At 70.8% G+C, this 22044-nt stretch carries 17 protein-coding genes; 3 read left to right on the top strand and 14 right to left on the bottom strand.

Features of this window, described 5'->3' with window-relative positions; all coding sequences use genetic code 11:
- Positions 1–12 precede the first annotated feature (12 nt).
- The 9 genes from efeB to QEZ54_RS05930 form a co-directional block, all read right to left on the bottom strand.
- Positions 13–1272, bottom strand: a complete 1260-nt coding sequence (gene efeB, locus QEZ54_RS05970) for an iron uptake transporter deferrochelatase/peroxidase subunit (protein WP_281303434.1) — start codon at positions 1270–1272, stop codon at positions 13–15.
- A 64-nt stretch (positions 1273–1336) separates the two neighbouring features.
- Positions 1337–2464 (bottom strand): iron uptake system protein EfeO, encoded by a 1128-nt coding sequence (gene efeO, locus QEZ54_RS05965; RefSeq protein ID WP_281303433.1) that lies wholly within the window; start codon positions 2462–2464, stop codon positions 1337–1339.
- Positions 2465–2551: 87 nt separating this feature from the next.
- A complete protein-coding gene (efeU, locus tag QEZ54_RS05960) occupies positions 2552–3433 on the bottom strand; it encodes an iron uptake transporter permease EfeU (RefSeq protein ID WP_281303432.1) in 882 nt (293 codons plus the stop codon).
- A gap of 149 nt (positions 3434–3582) precedes the next feature.
- On the bottom strand, positions 3583–5034 hold the full coding sequence (ahcY, locus tag QEZ54_RS05955) for an adenosylhomocysteinase (RefSeq protein WP_281303431.1): 1452 nt from the start codon (positions 5032–5034) through the stop codon (positions 3583–3585).
- Positions 5035–5457: 423 nt separating this feature from the next.
- Positions 5458–6633 (bottom strand): mannose-6-phosphate isomerase, class I, encoded by a 1176-nt coding sequence (manA, locus tag QEZ54_RS05950; RefSeq protein WP_281303430.1) that lies wholly within the window; start codon positions 6631–6633, stop codon positions 5458–5460.
- 5 nt (positions 6634–6638) lie between these two features.
- The gene (locus tag QEZ54_RS05945) at positions 6639–7559 is read right to left on the bottom strand and encodes a cation diffusion facilitator family transporter (protein ID WP_281303429.1); all 921 of its coding nucleotides are present in this window, start codon (positions 7557–7559) and stop codon (positions 6639–6641) included.
- A 40-nt stretch (positions 7560–7599) separates the two neighbouring features.
- Entirely contained in the window at positions 7600–8805 is a 1206-nt protein-coding gene (locus QEZ54_RS05940; protein WP_281303428.1) for an SIS domain-containing protein, read from the bottom strand.
- On the bottom strand, positions 8805–8987 hold the full coding sequence (locus tag QEZ54_RS05935) for a Trm112 family protein (protein WP_212827172.1): 183 nt from the start codon (positions 8985–8987) through the stop codon (positions 8805–8807). The genes QEZ54_RS05940 and QEZ54_RS05935 overlap by 1 nt, the downstream gene beginning before the upstream one ends.
- A gap of 55 nt (positions 8988–9042) precedes the next feature.
- Complete coding sequence (locus tag QEZ54_RS05930) at positions 9043–10422, bottom strand: phosphomannomutase/phosphoglucomutase (protein ID WP_281303427.1); 1380 nt, start codon at positions 10420–10422, stop codon at positions 9043–9045.
- Positions 10423–10795: 373 nt separating this feature from the next.
- On the opposite strand from QEZ54_RS05930, the gene QEZ54_RS05925 reads away from it, so the two are divergent.
- A complete protein-coding gene (locus tag QEZ54_RS05925) occupies positions 10796–12973 on the top strand; it encodes a bifunctional glycosyltransferase family 2 protein/CDP-glycerol:glycerophosphate glycerophosphotransferase (RefSeq protein ID WP_281303426.1) in 2178 nt (725 codons plus the stop codon).
- Positions 12974–13020: 47 nt separating this feature from the next.
- Here QEZ54_RS05925 and QEZ54_RS05920 read toward each other — a convergent pair whose 3' ends face one another.
- Positions 13021–14454 carry an aldehyde dehydrogenase family protein gene (locus QEZ54_RS05920; RefSeq protein WP_281303425.1) on the bottom strand — a complete coding sequence of 478 codons (1434 nt, stop codon included), beginning with the start codon at positions 14452–14454 and terminating at the stop codon, positions 13021–13023.
- A gap of 74 nt (positions 14455–14528) precedes the next feature.
- Between QEZ54_RS05920 and QEZ54_RS05915 the strand changes: the two genes are divergently transcribed.
- Complete coding sequence (locus QEZ54_RS05915; RefSeq protein ID WP_281303424.1) at positions 14529–15968, top strand: gamma-aminobutyraldehyde dehydrogenase; 1440 nt, start codon at positions 14529–14531, stop codon at positions 15966–15968.
- Between the two features lie 2 nt (positions 15969–15970).
- A complete protein-coding gene (gene gabT / locus QEZ54_RS05910; protein ID WP_281303423.1) occupies positions 15971–17248 on the top strand; it encodes a 4-aminobutyrate--2-oxoglutarate transaminase in 1278 nt (425 codons plus the stop codon).
- A gap of 96 nt (positions 17249–17344) precedes the next feature.
- On the opposite strand, the gene QEZ54_RS05905 is transcribed toward gabT, so the two are convergent.
- The 4 genes from QEZ54_RS05905 to QEZ54_RS05890 form a co-directional block, all read right to left on the bottom strand.
- On the bottom strand, positions 17345–18607 hold the full coding sequence (locus QEZ54_RS05905; RefSeq protein WP_281303422.1) for a saccharopine dehydrogenase C-terminal domain-containing protein: 1263 nt from the start codon (positions 18605–18607) through the stop codon (positions 17345–17347).
- A 118-nt stretch (positions 18608–18725) separates the two neighbouring features.
- Positions 18726–20138, bottom strand: coding sequence for an FAD-dependent oxidoreductase (locus QEZ54_RS05900; RefSeq protein WP_281303421.1), 1413 nt, complete (start codon positions 20136–20138; stop codon positions 18726–18728).
- A gap of 149 nt (positions 20139–20287) precedes the next feature.
- Positions 20288–21121 carry an ABC transporter permease gene (locus QEZ54_RS05895; RefSeq protein ID WP_281303420.1) on the bottom strand — a complete coding sequence of 278 codons (834 nt, stop codon included), beginning with the start codon at positions 21119–21121 and terminating at the stop codon, positions 20288–20290.
- Complete coding sequence (locus QEZ54_RS05890; protein WP_348650513.1) at positions 21121–22044, bottom strand: ABC transporter permease; 924 nt, start codon at positions 22042–22044, stop codon at positions 21121–21123. Before QEZ54_RS05890 ends, QEZ54_RS05895 begins: the two co-directional genes overlap by 1 nt.

The following is a 22044-nucleotide window of genomic DNA, read 5'->3' as shown; positions in this document are numbered from 1 at the left end:
CGGGTCGACCGCTCAGCTGAAGAGGCTGCTCCCCCAGAAGTCGCCCTCCCCGGCGACCCCGGGCGGGCAGGCCCACAGGGCGCTGGAGGTGTGCCGGATGTACTCGTTGAGCACGTCGTGGCGGGCCAGGTTGCGCTGCACCGGCACGAACTGCTTGCGCGGGTCCCGCTGGTACGCGATGAAGAACAGCCCGGCGTCCAGCCGTCCCAGCCCGTCGGAGCCGTCCACGAAGTTGTAGCCGCGCCGCAGCAGGTGGGCGTCGCCGTTCTGGGCCGGGTGCGCCAGCCGTACGTGGGCGTCCATGCCGATCACCGGGTTGCCGGTGCCGTCCTTGGCCGCGAAGTCGGGCTCGTCGAACTCCTGCTTGCCGCCCAGCGGCGCGCCCTCGCCCTTGTCCCGGCCGAAGATCTGCTCCTGCTCGGTCAGCGAGGTCCGGTCCCACGTCTCGATCAGCATCCGGATGCGGCGGGTGACCAGGTAGCTGCCCCCGGCCATCCAGGCGGCGCCGTCGTCGGCGTGCGCCCAGAGCTGCTCGTCGAGCAGCTTGCCGTCCTCGAGCTTGAGGTTGCGGGTGCCGTCCTTGAAGCCCATCAGGTTGCGCGGGGTGGCCTGCGCCCGCGAGGTGCTGGAGGTGCGGCCGAAGCCCAGCTGCGAGTAGCGCACGCTGACCACGCCGAAGCCGATGCGGGCCAGGTTGCGCACCGCGTGCACGGCCACCTGCGGGTCGTTGGCGCAGGCCTGGACGCAGATGTCGCCGCCGCTGATCTCCGGCTTGAGCGCGTCGCCCGGGAAGTGCGGCAGGTCCTCCAGCGCGGCGGGCCGCTTGTCGGCGATGCCGAACCGGTCGACGCCGTCCGCGTCGCGGAACAGCGTGGGGCCGAAGCCGACGGTCAGGGTGAGGCCGGAGGCGGGCAGGCCCAGCGCCTCGCCGGTGTCGTCCGGCGGCGCCTCGGGCTGGCCGCCGACGGCGCCGAGCAGCCCCGCGTCGCGGCCCGCGGTCATCCGCGCCCCCGCGGCGGTCCACTCGCGCAGCATCTCGACCAGCCGGGCGCGGTCCTTGGTGATCACGTCGAAGGCGACGAAGTGCAGCCGGTCCTGCGCCGGGGTGACGATCCCGGCCTGGTGCGGCCCGTAGAAGGGCACCGGGGCGCCCGGCGAGGCGGCGGCCGGGTCCGGGTTGTCGTTCATCATCGCCGAGCCCACGGCCACGGCACCGGCCGCACCGGCGATGCCGACGCCGGCGGCGGTCAGGGCGGTTCGTCGCGATACCACGGGGTCACGTCCCTTCGGGGTGGGAGAGTCCCGTGGCGCCGGTCGGCACCACGGGGCTCGGGCGTCACTTGGAGATGACGGCGGCGATCTTGCTGATCGGCTCGGCCAACGCGTTGATCACGTCGGTGAGCTCCTTGAGGTCGGCCTGGGTCAGCGCGGTGTGCAGCTTCCAGCCGTCGCCCTCGCGGTGCTTGCCCAGGGTGTCGTCGACCGTCTTGAACGCGGCGTCGAGGCTGGCCACCAGCTCGGGGGCGCGCTCCTCCAGGGTCGGGCGCAGCGCCTGCACGGCGGCCTTGGAGCCCTCGACGTTGGCGGCGAAGTCCCACAGGTCGGTGTGCGAGTAGCGGTCCTCCTCGCCGGTGATCTTGCCGGAGGCGACCTCGTCCAGCAGCTCCTTGGCCCCGTTGGCCAGCTGCAGCGGCGACAGCTTCTCGGCGTTGGCCTTGGCCACGATCTCCTTCACGTCGACCAGCAGCTGGTCGGCGATCGGGCCGGACTTGGAGATGTCCTTCTTCTCCCACAGGTCCTGCTCGAGGCGGTGGAAGCCGGTGAAGGCCATGCCCTCCTCGATCACCTCGGCCCGGCCGTCGATCTTCGGGTCCAGGTCGCCGAAGATCTCGGCCACCGGCTCGATGCGCTCCCAGTAGGTGCGCGCGATCGGGAACAGCGCCTTGGCCTTCTCGGCGTCCCCGGCCTTGACCGCGGCCACGAACTCCTCGGTCTTGGGCAGCAGCGCCGCGGTCTGGCTCTGGATGTAGCGCTGGTAGTTGGCGCTCGCCTCGGCCAGCTTCGCGTCGGCGGTCAGCGGCGTGGCCGAACCGGTCGCCTTGAACGCGCCCCGGATGCCCTTGCCGATCATGCCCGGCTTGCAGGCGGTCTCGTACGTCCCGGCGGGCAGCTCCACCCGCAGCTCCCGGGTCAGGCCCGGGGCGATGTTCTCCACCTCGCCCATGACCCGGTCGCCCGCGGCGTACACGTAGAACTCGGTGACCTTGGCGCCCGAGTTGGTGATGCTGAAGGTCACCGTGCCGGCGGCGTTCTCGCCCCGGGCGACCTCGCAGGCGGTGTCGGTCGCCTTGACCGCGATCGGGCCGGTGGTGTCACCGGGCTTCGCCGGCTCCGGGTCGGTGGTGCACGCGGCCAGGCCCAGGCCGAGCACGGCCACGGCGGTCAGGGCGGGAAGCTTGCGCATCGGTCGGGCTCCTGTGTTTCCGAGGTGGGGTTCAGATGGTTCCGAGGATCGGGGCGGACCGCGTCCAGGCGTCCACGCCGTCACAGCTCAGGCGGGCTGGTGCGACGAGTCGGGGGCGGGGGTCGGCGGCACGGCCGGGGTAGGCCTGGCGGCGGGCGTCGACGGCCGCCGGAGCAGGAACAGCACGAGCACCGGCACCGCGTACCCGACCCAGGCGACCGTCTCCAGCTTGGTGGGGACCGGGGTGATGTTGAACATGCCCCGCAGCAGCTCGGCGTACCAGGTGGTGGGGTCGAGCGTGCCGCTGATGTCGAACGCGTGGTCGTTCAGGCCCGGCAGGACCCCGGCCTCGAGCAGGTCGTGCACGCCGTACTTGAGGATGCCCGCGGCGACCAGCACCAGCAGCACCCCGGTCCAGGTGAAGAACCTGGTCAGGTTGATCTTCAGGGCGCTGCGGTACATCAGGAAGCCCAGCAGCACCGAGGTGGCGATGCCGCTCACGATGGCGACGACCGACCAGGTGGAGGCGGCGCCCTGGACCGTCGCGAAGAAGATCAGCGCGGTCTCCAGGCCCTCGCGCGCCACGGCCAGGAACGCCGTCAGCACGACGGCCAGCGGGCCGAGCTGGATCGCGGCGTTGAGCTTGGTCCGCAGGTCGCCCGCGATCGAACGCGCGGCGCGGCGCATCCAGAAGATCATCCAGGTGACGAAGACGACGGCGACGATCGAGGTGACCGCCTCGAACAGCTCCTGGCGCTTGAACTCCAGGTTGGCGCTGGTGAACTGCAGCAGCGCGGCGAAGCCGACCGAGAGCGCGGCGGCGACGCCCACGCCCGACCAGACATAGGGCAGGCGGCCGCGGAGATCCGATTTGACCAGGAAGGCGACGAGGATGGTCACCACCAGGGTCGCTTCGAGTCCCTCGCGCAGACCGATCAGGTACGTGGCGAGAAAGACGTTGCCGTTCACGTGCGCTCCCGAGGGTAAGAGCTTGTTGCTTGGTGAGCCTTGCCTTAATAAGGCGAGGCACACCTTAGCGTAGGGCCCATACCCGCCAGAAGTCGACGGGGGTCACTTCACTGGAACGGCTCCAGAAAGCGGTGACCTGCGGCGGCGGATCAGTACCGGTAGTGGTCCGGCTTGTACGGTCCCTCCACCGGTACCCCCAGGTAGTCGGCCTGCGCCTTGGTCAGCTCGGTCAGCCGTACCCCCAGCGCGTCCAGGTGGAGCCGGGCCACCTTCTCGTCCAGCTTCTTGGCCAGCGTGTACACGCCCACCGGGTACTCGTCGCGCCCGGTGAACAGTTCGACCTGCGCCAGCACCTGGTTGGTGAAGCTGTTGCTCATCACGAACGAAGGGTGGCCGGTGGCGTTGCCCAGGTTGAGCAGGCGGCCCTCGGACAACACGATGATCGAGTGGCCGTCGGCGAAGCGCCACTCGTCCACCTGCGGCTTGATGTTGATTCGCGTCACACCCGGCGTACGCGTGAGCCCCGCCATATCGATCTCGTTGTCGAAATGCCCGATATTGCCCACGATCGCCTGGTGCTTCATCCGCGCCATGTGCTCGGCGGTGATCACGTCCTTGCATCCGGTCGCGGTGACGAAGAGGTCGCCGGCCGGGGCCAGCTCGTCCACCGTCGCGACCTGGTAGCCGTCCATCGCCGCCTGCAGCGCGCAGATCGGGTCCACCTCGGCGACCACCACCCGGGCGCCCTGCCCGCGCAGCGAGTCGGCGCAGCCCTTGCCCACGTCGCCGTAGCCGGCCACCACGCACACCTTGCCGCCGATCAGCACGTCGGTGGCCCGGTTGATGCCGTCGACCAGCGAGTGGCGGCAGCCGTACCGGTTGTCGAACTTGCTCTTGGTCACCGCGTCGTTGACGTTGATCGCCGGGAAGAGCAGCCGACCCGCCGCCATCATCTCGTACAGCCGGTGCACGCCCGTCGTCGTCTCCTCGGTCACCCCCCGCACCCCCGCCGCGATCGCGCCCCAGCGCCGGGGATCCTCGGTCAGCGACTTCCGCAGCAGGGCGAGGATGACCCCGTACTCCTCGGAGTCCTCGCCGCTCGCGGACGGGACGGCCCCGGCCTGCTCGAACTCGGCGCCCTTGTGCACCAGCAGGGTGGCGTCGCCGCCGTCGTCGAGGATCATGTTCGGACCGCCGCCGTCCGGCCAGCGCAGGATCTGCTCCGTGCACCACCAGTACTCCGGCAGCGTCTCGCCCTTCCAGGCGAACACCGGGACCCCGTCCGGGGCGTCCGGCGTACCACCCGGACCGACCGCGATCGCCGCCGCGGCGTGGTCCTGGGTGGAGAAGATGTTGCAGCTGGCCCAGCGCACCTTGGCGCCCAGCGCCGTCAGGGTCTCGATCAGCACCGCCGTCTGCACGGTCATGTGCAGCGAGCCGGCGATGCGGGCCCCGGCCAGCGGCTGCGCGTCGGCGTACTCGGCGCGTACCGCCATCAGACCCGGCATCTCGTGCTCGGCGAGCTGGATCTCCTTGCGCCCGAACGCGGCTTGCGAGAGGTCGGCGACCTTGAAGTCGCCGGAGGCGAGCGTGCCGGTCATCGGAGTGCTCCTGTTCGGTCGACCGGGCCGGACATACGTGTGGCCCGGTCCCTGGGCGGACCCTCCGCACCAGGAACCGGGCCACACTCCCCCCGGTTTGGTTCCCCCGCGCGTGGCTCGGAGTTGAGATCCCGATAACGCTGCGTGGTTAAAGAGTCACACTCCGTCGAGTCAGTGTCAAGCAGTTCAGGCCAACTTTCGCCACGCGCCGTGTCCGTCATATCACCACACCGTAATCACGACACCGTACTGCCGCTCCGCGCCGCCTCTCCACCCCGCCTTGAATCGACAGTGGCCTATCCAGAAGACGAATCACGAGAATTCGTGCTCTAGATAGGCCACTGTCGATGCTAAGTCGGGCCGGAGGCCCGTGGATCGCGATCATGATCGGGATCGTGGATCCAGCTCTGCCCCGAGGCGGGGTCAGAGGGAGCCGGTGTACGCCTCGCCCGTGCCGCCGCTGAACGTCAGGGGGCCGCCCGCGGGCAGGCCGTACGCGGCTTCGCCGCTGCGCAGCACCACCGACCCGCCGCTCTCGTCGCCCACGGTCAGGCTCCCGGCCACGCAGAACACCGTCCGCGGCCCGTCCAGGGCCAGCCGGGCCTCGCCGACCTCCCCGTCCAGCCGCACCCGGTGCAGCCGGAAGTCGCGCACCGGCACACTCCAGGTGACCACGCCGGGCGCGACCGGCTCGGGGTCGCGCACCGGCTCGTGCAGCGGCTCGAAGCGCAGCACGCGCAGCAGTTCGGGCACGTTGACGTGCTTGGGGGTCAGGCCGCCGCGCAGCACGTTGTCGCTGGCCGCCATGATCTCGATCCCGGCGCCGCGCAGGTATCCGTGCAGGTTCCCGGCGGGCATCCAGATGCCCTGCCCAGGCTCCAGCATCAGGTGGTTGAGCAGCAGCGCCACCGCCACGCCGACGTCGCCCGGGTACTCCGCCGACAGCCGCCGGACCAGGCCGCGCGGTCCGCCGCCGACGGCCCCGGCGGGTAGCTTGTCGGCGTTGGCGGCGATCTGCTCCAGCAGCTCGGGCCGCTCCGCGGCGGGCCAGCTGAGCAGCGCGTGCACCGCCTCGCGCAGGTCGCCGACGGCGAGTGCGCCGACCACGCGCTTGAGCGCGGGCAGCGCGAGCGCGTCGACGAGTTCGGCGGAGGCGGCCGGGTCGCGGAAGCCGCACAGCGCCTCGAACGGCGTGTACGCCACGAGCAGCTCGGGCTTGTGGTTGCCGTCGACGTAGCTGCGGTGGGCGGCGGTGCGCGGCACGCCCGCTCGCTCCTCGGCGGCGAAGCCGTCGGCGGCCTGCCGCGCGTCGGGGTGTGCCTGCAGCGACAGCGAGCGCTCCGCCGCCAGCAGTTTCATCAGGTACGGCAGGCGCGCGCCGTACGCGGCGTGCGCGTCGGCGCCGAGCAGTTCACCCGGCGCCGACGCGATGGCCTCGGCCAGTGACCGGCCGTCGATCGTGGAGGGGCTGTCGGGGTGCGCGCCGATCCACAGTTCCGCCTCTGGCCCGTCGCTGGGCACGGGCCGCCCCTGGACCTGCGCGATGATGTCGCGCGAGCCCCAGGCGTACGGCCTGATCGGGTTCTGCAGTCGGCGCACGGGGGTCAGCCCTTCGCGTAGTCGATGTCCGGTTCGAGGTAGATTACCCGGGCAATCGGCACTGCGGCACGGATGCGCGCCTCGGCGGCGTCGATGCCGCGCGCGATCTCGTCCGCCTTCTCGTCGTTGCGTACCGCGATCTTGGCGGCGACGAGCAGCTCCTCCGGGCCCAGGTGCATGGTGCGCATGTGGATCACACGCTCCACCTCGGGACCGTCGGTGATGGCGGCCGCGATGGCCAGGACGTGCTCCTCCGTGGCCGACTCGCCCAGCAGCAGGCTCTTCGTCTCGATCGCCAGCACCACGGCGATGGCCACCAGCAGCAGACCGATCATCGCGGTGCCGGCCGCGTCCCACCGGCCATCGCCCGTGATCAGCGTCATACCGACGCCGAACAGGGCGAAGACCAGGCCCACCAGCGCACCGAAGTCCTCCAGCAGGATCACCGGAAGCTCCGGCGCCTTGGCCCGCCGGATGAAGTTCTTCCACGAGACACCGTTGCGGATCCGGTTCGACTCCTGGATCGCGGTCCGGAACGACAGCGACTCCAGGATGATCGCGACCACCAGCACCGTCACCGGCACCCACTGCCACTCGGTGATCCCGTGCGGGTCGTGCCACTTGTGGTACGCCTCGTACAGCGCGAACAGGCCACCCACGCTGAACAGCACGATCGACACGATGAACGCGTAGATGTAGCGCTCCCGGCCGTACCCGAAGGGGTGCAGCGGGGTCGCCTCGCGCTTGGACCGCCGTCCACCGAGCAGCAGCAGCAGCTGGTTACCCGAGTCCGCCACCGAGTGGATCCCCTCGGCCAGCATCGACGACGATCCCGTCAGCCCCCAGGCCACGAACTTCGTCACCGCGATGCCGAGGTTGGCGGCCAGCGCCGCCACGATCGCCTTGGTGCCGCCCTCGGCACTCATGCCGCTACCCCGACCGTCGTCATCTCGCAGAACCCATACTTCACTTGCGCAACTGCTCCTTCAGCTCCGTGACGGCCGGCACCGCCATCGGGTCCAGGCCATGCCCGAGCCCGAGGTACACCGAAGCGAAGTCGGTCGCCGCCACGAGTGAGGCGAAGCGCTCCAGCGCCGAGCCACCCTCGGCGGTGAGCACGTCAACCTCGATGCCCCGCCTCGCGGCGATGTCCTGCACGACCTCGGCCCGCCGGTCCGTCGTCTGCGCCGCACTGTTCTCGTCGGCGAGACCACCGTCGCACAGCAGCACCACCTTCAGACGCGGAGGGTCGGCCGAAGGCGTATCGAACTCAGGATCAGCGAAGATGTCCTTCTCCAACGCGGCCAGCGCGCCGAAGACGCCGTCGAGCAGGCCCACCCGGCCGCGTCCGGCCTCGCCGAGCGCGTCGGTGACGACCGGGTAGCGGGCGTTGGCCGACAGCATGTCGCCGTAGCGGACCGCCGCGACCGCCGCCAGCGGCGAGTCACCCCAGATGATCGGCACCGACCCGGCCAGGTTCAGGGCGATGGTCTTGGCCCGGTTGACGAACGTCTCGGCGGTCGGGCGGCAGCGGTCGGCCTCCAGGTCCAGCCGGGTGGCGGTCTCGGCCAGGTCGGCCTCGTTGACCTTGACCAGGCCGAGCGCCCGCGCGGTGAGCAGCACCGGCACGGTCAGGCCCCACAGGTTCGCCCGCGCCGCGCCGCGCCGGGGCACCGGGATGAACGGTGCCCGGTTGCGCTCGGCCACCGACTGCAGCGGCGAGCCCGGCGCACCGATCGCCACCAGGCGCGCCCCGCGCCGTCCGGCCGCCTCCGCGACCGCCAGCGCCTCCGGCGAGCGGCCCGACGCCGACACCGCGATCACCACGTCGGCGGCGCCGATCCAGGCGGGCACCTCCAGGCTGCGGTGGGTCAGCACCGGGACCAGGCAGCGGGGCCCGGCGATGGTGGTGAGGATGTCGCCGGTACGGGCCGCCGTACCGGCGCCGACCACCACGACCGCCCGGGGGCGGCCCTCGTCGGCCAGGTGGCTCAGGTCCACCTCGGCCGTCAGCGACGTCGCCTCGCGCACCTGCGCGCCCGCCGAGGCGATGGCGCGCAGCATCCCGCCCGGATCCCGGGCGGCCAGGCCCGGGGCGTCGTCGAGCAGCGCCTCGTCGAACCACCGGTTGCCGCGTACGCCCGCGGCGCCGTCCAGCGGCGGGATGGCCATCAGGCACCCGCCTTGCCGGTCAGCACCTCGTCGAGCAGCAGCACCGGCAGCCCGTCGCGCACCGGGTACACCCGGCCGCACGAGGTGCAGGTCAGCGTCTGCGCCTCGGGGTCGTGGCGCAGCGGGGCGTGATCCTCCGCCGGGCAGGCGAGAATCTCGAGCAGTTGCGGGTCGAGCGACACGTCGGCTCCTTCACATCGCAGGCTGGGCTACAGCGAGGCTGAGCTGAAGTGCAGCCTACCCACGGACGAGCTTGAGCACCTCGTCGCGCAGCTGCGACATCCGCTCCACGCCCGGGGCCTCGACGTTGAGGCGCAGGAGCGGCTCGGTGTTCGAGGCGCGCAGGTTGATCCACGCCCCGTCGTCGAAGCTGACGGTGAGTCCGTCCAGCTCGTCCTGCGGCTGCCCGGCGAAGTGCGCGCGCACCTTGGCCAGGCTCGCGGGCTGGTCGGAGACCACGGAGTTGATCTCGCCGGAGGCGGCGTACCGCTCGAACCGGCGGCCCAGCTCCGACAGCGGCCCCGGCTGCTCGCCCAGCGCGGCCAGCACGTGCATCGCGGCCAGCATGCCGGTGTCGGCGCCCCAGAAGTCGCGGAAGTAGTAGTGCGCCGAGTGCTCGCCGCCGAAGACCGCGCCGGTCGCGGCCATCTCCGCCTTGATGAACGAGTGCCCGACCCGGGTGCGCACCGGCGTGCCGCCGTGCTCGCGCACGATCTCCGGCACCGCCGCCGACGTGATCAGGTTGTGGATGATCGTCGAGCCGGGGTGCTTGGCCAGCTCCCGGGTGGCCACCAGCGCGGTCACCGCCGACGGCGAGACCGGGTTGCCGTCGGCGTCGACCACGAAGCAGCGGTCGGCGTCGCCGTCGAAGGCCAGGCCGAGGTCGGCGCCCTCCTTGACCACGGCCTGCTGCAGGTCGACCAGGTTCGCCGGCTCCAGCGGGTTGGCCTCGTGGTTGGGGAACGAGCCGTCGAGCTCGAAGTAGAGCGGGACGATGTCCAGCGGCAGGGCCGGCAGCACCGCGTCACCGAGCACGGCGGGCACGGTGTAGCCGCCCATGCCGTTGCCCGCGTCGACCACGACCTTCAGCGGGCGTACGCCGCTGAGGTCCACCAGCGTGCGCAGGTGCGCCGCGTAGTCAGCCAGCAGCTCGCGCTGCTCGATGGTGCCGCTCGGCGCGGGGACGGGCGTGCCCGCGTCCAGCAGCGCCTGGGCGGTCTCCCGGATGGTGGACAGGCCGGTGGCCTGGCCGACCGGCTTGGCGCCCGAGTAGCAGAGCTTGATGCCGTTGTACTGCGCCGGGTTGTGGCTCGCGGTGAACATCGCCCCGGGCACGTCGAGCACGCCGGAGGCGTAGTAGAGCAGGTCGGTGGAGCCGAGACCGGCGTTGACCACGTTGACGCCCTCGGCGCGTACGCCGTCGGTGAAGGCCGCGACCAGGGCCGGGCCGGATTCGCGCATGTCGTGGGCGACCACGATGGTGCCCCGGTCCTCGCCGCGTTCGCGCAGCGTCTGTGCGAACGCCCGGCCCAGGGCCCCGGCGACCTGCTCGTTCAGCTGGTCGGGCACGGTGCCGCGAACGTCGTAAGCCTTCACGATGGTGGACAAGTCAATCATTTCGCTCACTCCTCGCAGCTGGGACCGGAACAGCCTAGCCATCGCAGGTTTCCCCATCGCGACAACATGCGGGCGCGGCGTCGGCGCGGCCGCGAACGACGGGCGCGCGTCACCGCGATAGGAAGATCATCCAGAAGGTGCTGTCCAATCAGGCGATGCCGCATTCGGCCTTCGAGACCCTTATTCGGCACCCATCACGAAAGACCCGCCATTCTGTGAGTGATTAGCTTCACAGCCAATTAACCGACTGTTCAGACGCTGTTACTTTCGAGGCCGTCTTCGCCTTCAGGCACTTCCCGCTGAGTCATGTCGGTTCCGACCCTCCGCGTGCCAGGGGGTGGCGTCCGATCAGCGGCTCAACGGGGAATTGAACATGGCGAAAATCAGCATTGTGGTGCCCATCTACAATGTGCAGCCGTATCTGCGCGAATGTCTGGATTCAATCTTGAATCAGACATTCCGCGATATCGAGGTCATCGCGGTGAACGACCGCTCCCCCGACGGATGCGGCGCGATCATCGACGAGTATGCCGCGCGCGACTTCCGCGTGCGGCCGCTGCACCTGCCGGAGAACGTCGGCCTGGGCGGGGCGCGCAACGCCGGTCTCGCCGTCGCCACGGGCGAGTACGTCTGGTTCGTCGACAGCGACGACTCGCTGACCGACGGCAGCCTGGCCGCGGTCGCCGAGCGGCTGGCGGCCACCACCCCCGACGTGCTGATCGTCGACTACGCCCGGACGTACTGGTGGGGCGCGCAGAAGCGCAACATGCTGCACGGGCTGCTCAGCGACCCCGCGCAGCCGGACGTCTTCCGGATCGCCGAGCGGCCGGAGCTGCTGCGCCTGTTCCCCTGCGCCTGGAACAAGGTCGTCCGGCGCGAGTTCCTCCTCGCCGCCGACCTGCCCTTCCCCACCGGCTGGTACGAAGACCTGCCGTTCACGTACCCGCTGCTGGCCCACGCGGAGCGGATCAGCGTGCTGCCCCGGATCTGCGTGCTCTACCGCCAGCGCCGCTCCGGTTCGATCCTGGGCACGACCAGCGACCGCCACTTCGAGGTCTTCGCCCAGTACGACCTGGTCTTCGCCCGGCTCGCCCGAGCCGCCGACGGCGCCCGGATCCGGCCGTGGGTGCTCGGCCACGCCCTGAACCACTGCCTGGTCGTGCTCGGCAACGACCGCCGTCTGAACCCCGGCTCGCGCAGCCGGTTCTTCCGGGAGTCGGTGGCCCTGCGCAAGCGCCACCTGACCGCGGACGGGTTCGTCCTACCGGCCGACGCCAGCCCGGCCCGCCACCGCATCCTCGCGCTCGGCAGCTGGCTCGGGTACCGCTCGCTGCGCTACGCGCACGGCCGCCTCGACCAGGTCCGCCGCAAGCTGCGCGGGGCCAAGCGCAAGCTGCGCAAACGCCTCTCCGGCACCCGGCGCAAGCTGCAGTACGCGTACTACAGCGTGCAGCGCCGCCGCCCGATCGACCAGAAGCTCGCCGTGTACTCGGCATACTGGGGGCGCGGGGTCCGCTGCAACCCGGGCGCGATCTACCAGCGGGCCCGGGAGCTCACCCCGGACGTGCGCGGTGTGTGGATCGTCAAGGCCGACCGGGTCGGCGACGTGCCGGCGGGCGTGGACTACGTCGTCGAGAACTCGTGGCGCTACTTCAAGGTGCTGGCCCGGGGCCGCTGGTTCATCAACAACGTGAACTTCCCGGACTTCGTGGTCAAGCGCAAGGGCAGCGTGCACCTGCAGACCCACCACGGCACCGCGCTGAAGTCGATGGGCATCGACGAGATGCGCTACGCCCTGACGGCGCGCAAGATGAACTTCGGCAAGCTGCTCAAGCGCGTGGACCGCTGGGACTACAGCCTCGCCGCCAACACCTACTCCACCGAGGTCTGGGGCCGGGTCTACCCGAGCAACTACCAGTCCCTGGAGTACGGCTACCCGCGCAACGACGTCCTGTCCACGGCCACCGCCGAGGACGCGGCCAAGGTGCGCGCGGAGCTGGGCATCCGGCCCGACCAGAAGGTCGTCCTCTACGCGCCGACGCACCGCGACTACGCCACGGGGTTCGACCTCCAGTTGGACCCGGTGGCGCTGGCCAAGGCACTGGGGCCCGACGGCGTGGTGCTGACGCGCGCGCACTACTTCTACGACCGCGACACCTCTGGGGTGGCCGCCCACCCGCAGGTCCGCGACGTGTCCGACCACCCCAGCATCGAGGACCTGTACCTGGCCACCGACGTCCTCATCACCGACTACTCGTCGGTCATGTTCGACTTCGGCGTGCTCAACCGGCCCATCGTGATCTACGCGCCCGACTGGGACGTCTACCGGGCCACCCGGGGCACCTACTTCGACCTGGCCACCGAGGGTCCGGGGCCGTTCTGCCGCACCCAGGACGACCTGGTCTGGCTGTTCGAGCACGACCAGGTACGCAGCCCTGAGATGGAGCTGGCGCGGGCCAAGTTCCGGCGCCGCTTCTGCCACCTCGACGACGGCCGGGCCGCCGAGCGGGTGGTCCGCCACCTGTTCCTGGACCAGCCCGCGGCCGTCTGACGTCCGGCGGTCCGCCCGGGAGCCCGCGCTCCCGGGCGGATCGCGGGCTACAGCGCCAGGCCCGTGAGCACGAGGACGCGCGGGTCGGTGTAGTCGTCCATGGCGCTGCGCAGGCCCTCGCGGCCGACGCCGGAGCCCTTGACGCCGCCGTACGGCATCTGGTCGGCGCGGAACGACGGCACGTCGCCGACGATCACGCCCCCGACCTGCAGCACCGTGTGCGCGGTGAACGCCGTCTGCAGGTCTCGGGTGAACACGCCCGCCTGGAGCCCGAAGGCCGAGTCGTTGACCGCCGCGAACGCGTCGTCGTCGGAGTCGGCCGCCGACACCACCAGCACCGGTCCGAACACCTCGTCGCAGGCCACCTTCGCCCCGGCCGGGACGTCGACCAGCACGGTGGGCGCGTAGTTCGCGCCGTCGCGTACGCCCCCGGTCAGGACGCGGGCGCCGGCGGCGACCGCCTCGGCCACCCAGGCCTCGACCCGCTCCGCCGCCGCCTCGGTGATCAGCGGCCCCACCTGCGTATCGGCCGCCGCCGGGTCACCGACCTTGAGCGCCTGGACCGCCGCGACCAGCTTGGGCACGAACGCCTCCAGCCGGTCCCGGTGCACGATCACCCGCTGCACCGCGATGCAGCTCTGCCCCGCCTGGTAGTTGCTGAACAGGGCGATGCGCTGCGCCGCCCAGTCCAGGTCGGCGTAGTCGCCGCAGACCACCGCGGCGGCGTTGCCGCCCAGCTCCAGCGTGACGTGCTTGTGCGGCACGGCCTGCTGGATGCTCGCGCCGACCGGCCCCGAGCCGGTGAACGACACCACCGGCAGGCGCGGGTCGGCGACCAGCGCGGCGGCGCGGTCGTTCGGCACCGGTACGACCGAGAAGATGCCCGCAGGCAGCTCCGTCTCGGCCAGCAGCTCGCCCAGCAGCAGCGCCGACAGCGGGGTGGCCGGGGCGGGCTTGACCACGATCGGCGCGCCCACCGCGATCGCCGGGGCGACCTTGTGCGCGACCAGGTTCAGCGGGAAGTTGAACGGGCTGATGCCCAGCACCGGCCCCTTGGGGAAGCGGCGGACCACGGCCATCCGCCCGGCCGCGGCCGGGTCGGTGTCCAGCCGCATCAGCTCGCCCGCGAACCGCCGCGCCTCCTCGGCCGCCCACCGGAACGTCGACACGGCGCGGTTCAGCTCGGCCTTCGCCCACATCAGCGGCTTGCCGTTCTCGCCGCTGATCAGCGCGGCGACCTCGTCGCCCCGCTCGGCCAGGCGGCGGCTGACGTGGTCGAGGGCGGCGGCGCGGGCGGCGGCCGGGAGCCGGGCCGCCACGGGTGCCACCCGCGCGGCGGCCGCGACAGCAGCCTCCACCTGTGCTTCGGTGGCGTTGGAGGTCTGCCCGACCACTCGCCCGTCGTAGGGGTTGCGCACAACTACAAGATCATCACTGGACTCGGGCGCGCCCGCGATCCAGAACGGGGTCTGATCGGCCATAAGGCCACCCTACTGCACGGAAACAGTTGCTCAAGACCCTTGCTCGTTGCGGATTTCGTAGCGAAGATTGCCCTATGCCACCGAGGACAGAACAGCTCGCCAATTTCATCAACGGTAAGTACGTGGCGCCGGTCGACGGCGGCTACGCGGACCTGATCGACCCCTGCACCGGCGAGGTTCTCGCCAGCGCCCCGGTCTCGGGCAAGCAGGACATCGAGAACGCCATGGCCGCGGCGGCTGCCGCGTTCGAGGCCTGGCGCGACACCACGCCCAGCGAGCGGCAGAAGGCGCTGCTGCGGATCGCCGACGCGGTGGAGGCGCGCGCCGACGAACTGGTCGCCCTGGAGAGCCGCAACACCGGCAAGCCGCTGGCGCTGACCGCCAGCGAGGAGCTGCCGCCCGCGATCGACCAGATCCGCTTCTTCGCCGGCGCCGCCCGCCTGCTGGAGGGCCGCTCGGCCGGGGAGTACATGGCGAACATGACCAGCTACGTGCGCCGCGAGCCGATCGGCGTCTGCGCGCAGGTCACGCCCTGGAACTACCCGCTGCTGATGGCCGTCTGGAAGTTCGCCCCGGCGATCGCGGCGGGCAACACGGTCGTGCTCAAGCCGTCGGACACCACGCCGATGTCGACGCTGCTGCTGGCCGAGATCGCTGCGGAGTTCCTGCCGCCGGGGGTGTTCAACGTGGTCTGCGGCGACCGCGACACCGGCCGCGCCCTGGTCTCGCACCCGACCCCGGCGATGGTCTCGATCACCGGCTCCACCCGGGCCGGGTCCGAGGTGGCCGCCGCGGCCGCGCCCGCGATCAAGCGCACCCACCTGGAGCTGGGCGGCAAGGCGCCGGTCATGGTCTTCGACGACGCCGACATCGCCGCCGCCGCCGAGGGCATCGCCATCGCCGGGTTCTTCAACGCCGGCCAGGACTGCACCGCCGCCACCCGCGTGCTGGTCACCGAGGGGGCGTACGACGCGTTCGTCGACGCGCTGACCGAGCAGGCCCGCAACCTCAGGACCGGCGCGCCCGACGACTCCGACGTGCTGTTCGGCCCGCTCAACAACGCCAACCAGCTGGCCCGCGTCACCGGCTTCATCGAGCGGCTCCCGGCGCACGCGCGCGTCACCGCGGGCGGCAACCGCGTCGGCGACCGCGGCTACTTCTTCGAGCCGACCGTCGTGGCCGACCTGGTCCAGGGCGACGAGATCGTCACCGACGAGGTGTTCGGGCCGGTCATCACGGTGCAGAAGGTCGCCGACGAGGCGCAGGCGCTGAAGTACGCCAACGACTGCCGGTACGGGCTGGCCTCCAGCGTGTGGACCTCGGACCACGGGCGGGCTATGCGGATCAGCAAGCGGCTGGACTTCGGCTGCGTCTGGGTCAACACCCACATCCCGCTGGTCGCGGAGATGCCGCACGGCGGCTTCAAGCAGTCCGGATACGGCAAGGACCTGTCCGCGTACGGCCTGGAGGACTACACGCGGGTCAAGCACGTCATGCACAACATCGGAGAATGACCTTGAGCGCCTCTTCGGACATCCACGCCCGCCGCACCGCCGCCGTCGCCAGGGGCGTCGGCTCGACCATCACCTCCTACGTCGAGCGCGCCTCCGGTGGCACGCTGCGCGACGTCGACGGGCGGGAGTGGATCGACTTCGCGGCCGGGATCGCGGTCACCAGCGTGGGCAACAGCGCCCCGGCGGTGGTCGAGGCGGTCAAACGGCAGGTCGAGCTGTTCACCCACACCTGCTTCATGGTGGCGCCGTACGAGTCGTACGTATCGGTGTGCGAGCAGCTGAACGGGCTGACCCCGGGTACGCACGAGAAGCGGTCGGCGCTGTTCAACTCCGGTGCCGAGGCGGTCGAGAACGCCGTCAAGATCGCCCGGTACGCCACCGGGCGGCAGGCGGTCGTGGTGTTCGACCACGGCTACCACGGGCGCACCAACCTGACCATGGCACTGACGGCGAAGAGCATGCCGTACAAGCACGGGTTCGGGCCGTTCGCCCCGGAGGTCTACCGGGCGCCGATGTCGTACCCGCTGCGCGACGGCCTGACCGGCGAGCAGGCCGCCGCCCGTGCCATCGACGAGATCACCACGCAGGTGGGCGCGGCGAACGTGGCCGCGATCGTGATCGAGCCGGTGCAGGGCGAGGGCGGGTTCGTCGTGCCCGCGCCGGGGTTCCTGCCCGCACTCGCGAGCTGGGCCAGGGCCAACGGGGCGCTGTTCGTCGCCGACGAGATCCAGACCGGGTTCTGCCGTACCGGCGACTGGTTCGCCAGCGAGCACGAAGGCGTGGTGCCCGACCTGGTCACGGTCGCCAAGGGCATCGCGGGCGGGCTGCCGCTGGCCGGGGTCACCGGCCGGGCCGAGCTGATGGACGCGGTGCACGTGGGCGGGCTCGGCGGGACGTACGGCGGCAACCCGATCGCCTGCGCCGCCGCCCTGGCGTCGATCCAGACCATGCGCGAGCTGGACCTCAACGCCGCCGCCCGGCGCATCGGCGGGGTGCTCACCGACCGGCTGACGAAGCTGGCCGCCGCCCACCCCCGGATCGCCGAGGTACGCGGCCGGGGCGCCATGGTCGCCATCGAACTGGTCAAGCCCGGCACCCTGGACCCGGACCCGGTCCTGACCGGCGCGGTCAACAAGGCCTGCCACGCGGCCGGCCTGCTGACCCTCACCTGCGGTACCTGGGGGAACGTGTTCCGGTTCCTGCCGCCGCTGGTGATCTCCGACGCCGACCTCGACCGCGGCCTCTCCATCCTGGAGGAAGCCTTCACCACCACCGCCTGACCCAGGCTGCAGTTTCGGGGAAAGTGCCCGAAAAAGGCCCCGGGTTGCTGCAGTTTCGGGGAAACCGCAGCAACCCGGGGCCGCGAGCGCAGCGGGTCAGGCGGCCACCTGCTGGCGGAGCTGGTTGCCGGTGGGGCGGAAGGGCTGCTGCTCGCGCATGCCCCAGGGGGAGCCGTACTCGGTGAGCTTGGTCAGGAACGGCACCGGGTCCAGCGCCTCCGGGCCGAGCACCCCGGTGCCCTGCCAGATCCGCTCGCTGAGCAGCTCCAGCGCGACGACCGGGTTGACGGCCGTCTGCCACACCACGGCCTGGTGGCCGTACTCGCGCATGGACCACTCGTTGTCGACCACGTGGTACAGGTAGACCTCCCTGGCCTTGCCGTCCAGCCCGCGCCCGCGCACCCAGGTGCCGGCGCAGGTCTTGCCGCGCATGCGCGAGCCCAGCGTGGCCGGGTCGGGCAGCTGCGCGGCGAGCACGTCGCGCGGCGACACCATGACCGGGGACTTGCCGCCGCCGATCGCGATGGGGCGGGTGGAGTCCAGGCCGAGCTTGTGCACCGTCTTCAGGATCTCGATGAACTCGCTGCCCAGGCCGTACTTGAAGGTGACCCGCCGGGCGTCGACCCAGCGCGGGATGAGCAGGACCTCCTCGTGCTCCACGTTGACGCACTCGACCGGCCCGATGCCCTCGGGGAAGTCGAACACCTCGGGCTCGCTGAACGGGGCGGTGGTGAACCAGCCGCGCTCGCGCTCCCAGACGATCGGCGGGTTGAGGCACTCCTCGATGGTGGTCCAGATGGAGAACGACGGGGCGAAGTCGAACCCGTCCACGGTGATGTTGGACCCGTCCCGCACCCCGATCTCGTCGATCTCGGCGAACAGGTGGTCGGCGGCGTACCGGGCGAAGATGTCGGACAGGCCGGGCTCGACGCCGATGCCGACCAGGGCCAGCCGCTCCTTGGCGGCCCAGTCGACGGCCTTGGCGAACTGCTCCTCGCCGAGCATGACGCCGGTCCGGGTGTACGGGTCGGTCGGGTGCGGGCGCGACAGCGACATGGCCATGTCGAGGTAGTCGGCGCCCGCGGCGTACGCCCCGTCGAAGATCGGCATGACGAAGCGGGGGTCGACCGCGTTCAGCACGTGGGTGATGCCGTGCTCGCGGCACAGCGCGGCGACGTCGTCGACGTTGGTGGCGTCGAGCCGGGCCGCCACGAAACGGGCATCCAACCCGGAGACGGCACGCTGGGCCCGCTCCAGGGAGTAGTCCGCCACGACCATGAGCTGGAAGAAATCACGGCGTGCGGCGATGGAGGCTGCTGCACTGCCGACGCCGCCAGCGCCGACCAGCAGGATACGCATAACAGTCCCTTCAACGACGCGGCTTTCGAACCGCGTGCGGGTGGCTATTCAAAGGTGTGCCGTCCCAGCCCGCCGGCGCGTCACGCAAGGGGCTGGGGGTGCCGGTGGGGTTACCGGGTCAGGAGTCGAAACCGAGGCCGGCGTGGTCCAGGGTGCGCAGCCACAGGTTGCGCCTGCCCTGGTGCTCGTCGGCGCGCGCCAGCGACCAGCGGGTGAGCTGGATGCCGAGCGAGCGCAGCGGCTCCGGCGGCAGCGGCCAGGGCCTGCTGCGGACGAAGTCGAGCCTCGTGCGTTCGGTGTCGAGTCCGTGCAGCTGGTCGAGCATCACCTGGGCCCCGAAGCGGGTCGCGCCCACGCCGAGTCCGGTGTACCCGGCCGCGTACGCCAGCCTCCCGCCGAAGGCGGTGCCGAAGAACGCGCAGAACCGGGTGCAGGTGTCGATCACCCCGCCCCAGCTGTGGGAGAAGCGAAGCCCCTCCAACTGCGGGAACGTGGTGAAGAAGTGCTCTGCCAGCCGCTCGAAGGTGGCCTCCCGCTGCTCCAGCGTCGGCGCGATCCGGTTGCCGAAGTGGTAGATCGCGTCGTACCCGCCGAACAGGATCCGGTTGTCGGCGGTGAGCCGGTAGTAGTGGAACTGGTTGGCCGAGTCGCCCAGGCCCTGCCGGTTGCGCCAGCCCACCGCGGCCAGCTGGGCGTCGCTCAGCGGCTCGGTCATCAGGGCGTAGTCGTACACCGGGATCAGGTAGCGCTTGAGCTTGCGCACCAGCGGCCCGAAGGCGTTGGTCGCCAGCGCCACCCGGCTCGCCCGCACCTCGCCGTGCGGCGTGCGCAGGACGAGGCCGTCGCGCTGGGTGGCCACGCCGAGCACGGGTGTGCCCTCGTAGATGCGCACCCCCAGCGACAGGCACGCCTGCCGCAGGCCCCAGGCCAGCTTGGCCGGGTCGAGCATGGCGACCCGGTCGCGGTCCCACCACCCGCCCAGGTAGGTGGGCGAGTCGACCTGCGCCCGCACCTGGTCGGCGTCGAACACCTCGGCGTGGTAGCCCATGGACCGGGTCAGCTCCGCCGACTCGTGCAGCCAGTCCAGCTGGTACGCCGAGGTGGCCACCTCCAGCTCACCGGTGCGCTCGAAGTCGCAGTCGATGCCGTACCGCACCAGCGTGTCCTCGATCTGGTCGAGGTTCTCCCGGCCGAGCCGTTCCAGCTCGGTTATCTCGCCCGGGAATCGGTCCACCCCGTTGGCCAGCCCGTGGGTCAGGCTCGCGGAGCAGAAGCCACCGTTTCGTCCGGAGGCGGCGTGGCCGCACACCCCCGATTCCAGGAGCACCACGTCGGTCGACGGGTCGCGCTCCTTGGCCGCCAGCGCCGTCCACAGGCCGCTGTAGCCGCCCCCGATCACGGCCAGCTGCGCGGTGGTCGCGCTGGTCAGTGGGGGTACGGGTGCCGGCCGCTCCGGCCGGTCCGTCCAGTACGGCGTCGGCGACGCATCTGCTAGCGCCGACGCCCACAGTTTTGATCCTTTGGCCCGCATGAGCCGATCTCCTCCTTCTACCAATCCCGAGGGTTTTTGTGCCCTCTTATCCTGAGTTTTCCCCGGATAAACGTTTTGTCCGGGAATACCAAACGGCCGCCGAGCCGGTACACGCTTGACGCGTGCCGGGTCGGCGGCCGTTCAGACGATCAGCTGGTCGCGGCGCGACGGGCGGAGCGGCGACGGGTGCGCAGCTGGCCCGCGATGACGAACGCGAACGAGATCAGGAACATGGCACTGGCCACGGCGTTGACCTGCGGCGGGATGCCGCGCAGGTTCGAGCCCCAGATGAACATGGGGAACGTGTCGTAGCCGCTGGTGCCGGTCACGAAGTTCGTGATGATGAAGTCGTCGAAGCTGAGCGAGAACGCCAGCAGCGCCGCCGCCATGATCCCGGGCATGACCAGGGGCAGGATGACCAGACGGAACGCCTGCCACGGCGTCGCGTAGAGGTCCATCGCCGCCTCCTGCAGCCTCGGATCAAGTCCGGCCAGCCGTGCCTTCACGGTGACCACCACGAACGATATGCAGAACATGACATGCGCGATCAGGATCGTCAAGAAGCCCAGCGGCAACTTCGCCCCGATGAACAGTGTCAACAACGAAGTACCCATGACGATTTCCGGCGTGGCCATCGGCAGGAAGATCAGGGTGTTGGTGGCACCCCGCCCGATGAACCGGTAGCGGACCAGGGCGAACGAGATCAGAGTGCCCAGGATCGTCGAAAGCACCGTCGCGCAGAACCCGATGATGATGCTGCGCTGCAGCGAGTCGCACAGGCCCGCCGCGCCGCACATGTTCGTCCAGTTGTCCATCGTGAAGTGCAGGTCGTTGAAGTCCAGCACGTACGTGGTGTTGCGGCTGCCCGGCTGGTTGAACGACAGCAGCAGCACCACCGCGATCGGGACGAACAGGTACCCGAGCAGCATCAGCCCCAGCAGGAACACCCACTTCTCCGCGAACCAGCGCCAGAGGGAGCGCATCAGACGACCTCCTCCGTGCCCGCGGTGCTGACGTAGATCGTGACCAGCACCAGAATCGTGGCCATGAGCATCACCGACAGCGCCGACGCGATCGGGTAGTCGTTGACCACCAGGAACCGCGACTGGATCACGCTGCCGATCATCTGGGTGTTCGGCCCGCCCAGCAGCTGCGCGTTGACGTAGTCGCCGGTGGCCGGGATGAAGCAGAGCAGGGTGCCCGCCACCACGCCGGGCATGGACAGCGGCAGCGTGACGCGCAGGAAGCTGCGCACCGGCCCGTGGTACAGGTCCCGGGCGGCCTCCAGCAGCCGCACGTCCAGCTTCTCCAGGCTGGCGTACAGCGGCAGCACCATGAACGGCAGGAAGTTGTAGACCAGCCCCGCGATCACGGCGAACTCGGTCGCCAGCAGGCGGCCGTCCGGGCCCAGCACGTGGATCCACTTCAGGAACTCCACCACCGGACCGGTGTCGGCCAGGATCGCCTTCCACGAGTAGGTGCGCACCAGGTAGCTGGTGAAGAACGGCGCGATCACGCCGACCAGCATCAGGTTCTTCCAGCGCCCGCCCTTGACCGCGATCGCGTACGCCAGCGGGTAGGCCAGCAGCACGCAGACCACGGTGGTGATCAGGGCGTACCAGAGCGAGCGCAGGAACTGGACGTGGAACATGTCCCAGGCGGTGGCGTAGTTGCTCCACGACCAGGTCATGGCGTAGCCGGTCTCGACCGAGCCGTTCGGGTCCCACAGGCTCGCCGCGAACAGCTGCCACACCGGCACGATGAAGAAGGCGATCAGCCAGAGCAGACCGGGGGCGAGCAGCGCGTACGGGACCCAGCGGCGGGCGCGCATGCCCGCCGGAGGCGACGCGGGCGGGGCGTCGACCGGCGCGCCCGTGCCTCCGGCGGTGGGGAGCAGAGCCGCCAC

The organism is Catellatospora sp. KI3 (assembly GCF_029948125.1).
GTDB lineage: Bacteria > Actinomycetota > Actinomycetes > Mycobacteriales > Micromonosporaceae > Catellatospora.
Note: the sequence above shows the minus strand (reverse complement) of the source record. Positions and strands in the feature narration are given on the sequence as shown.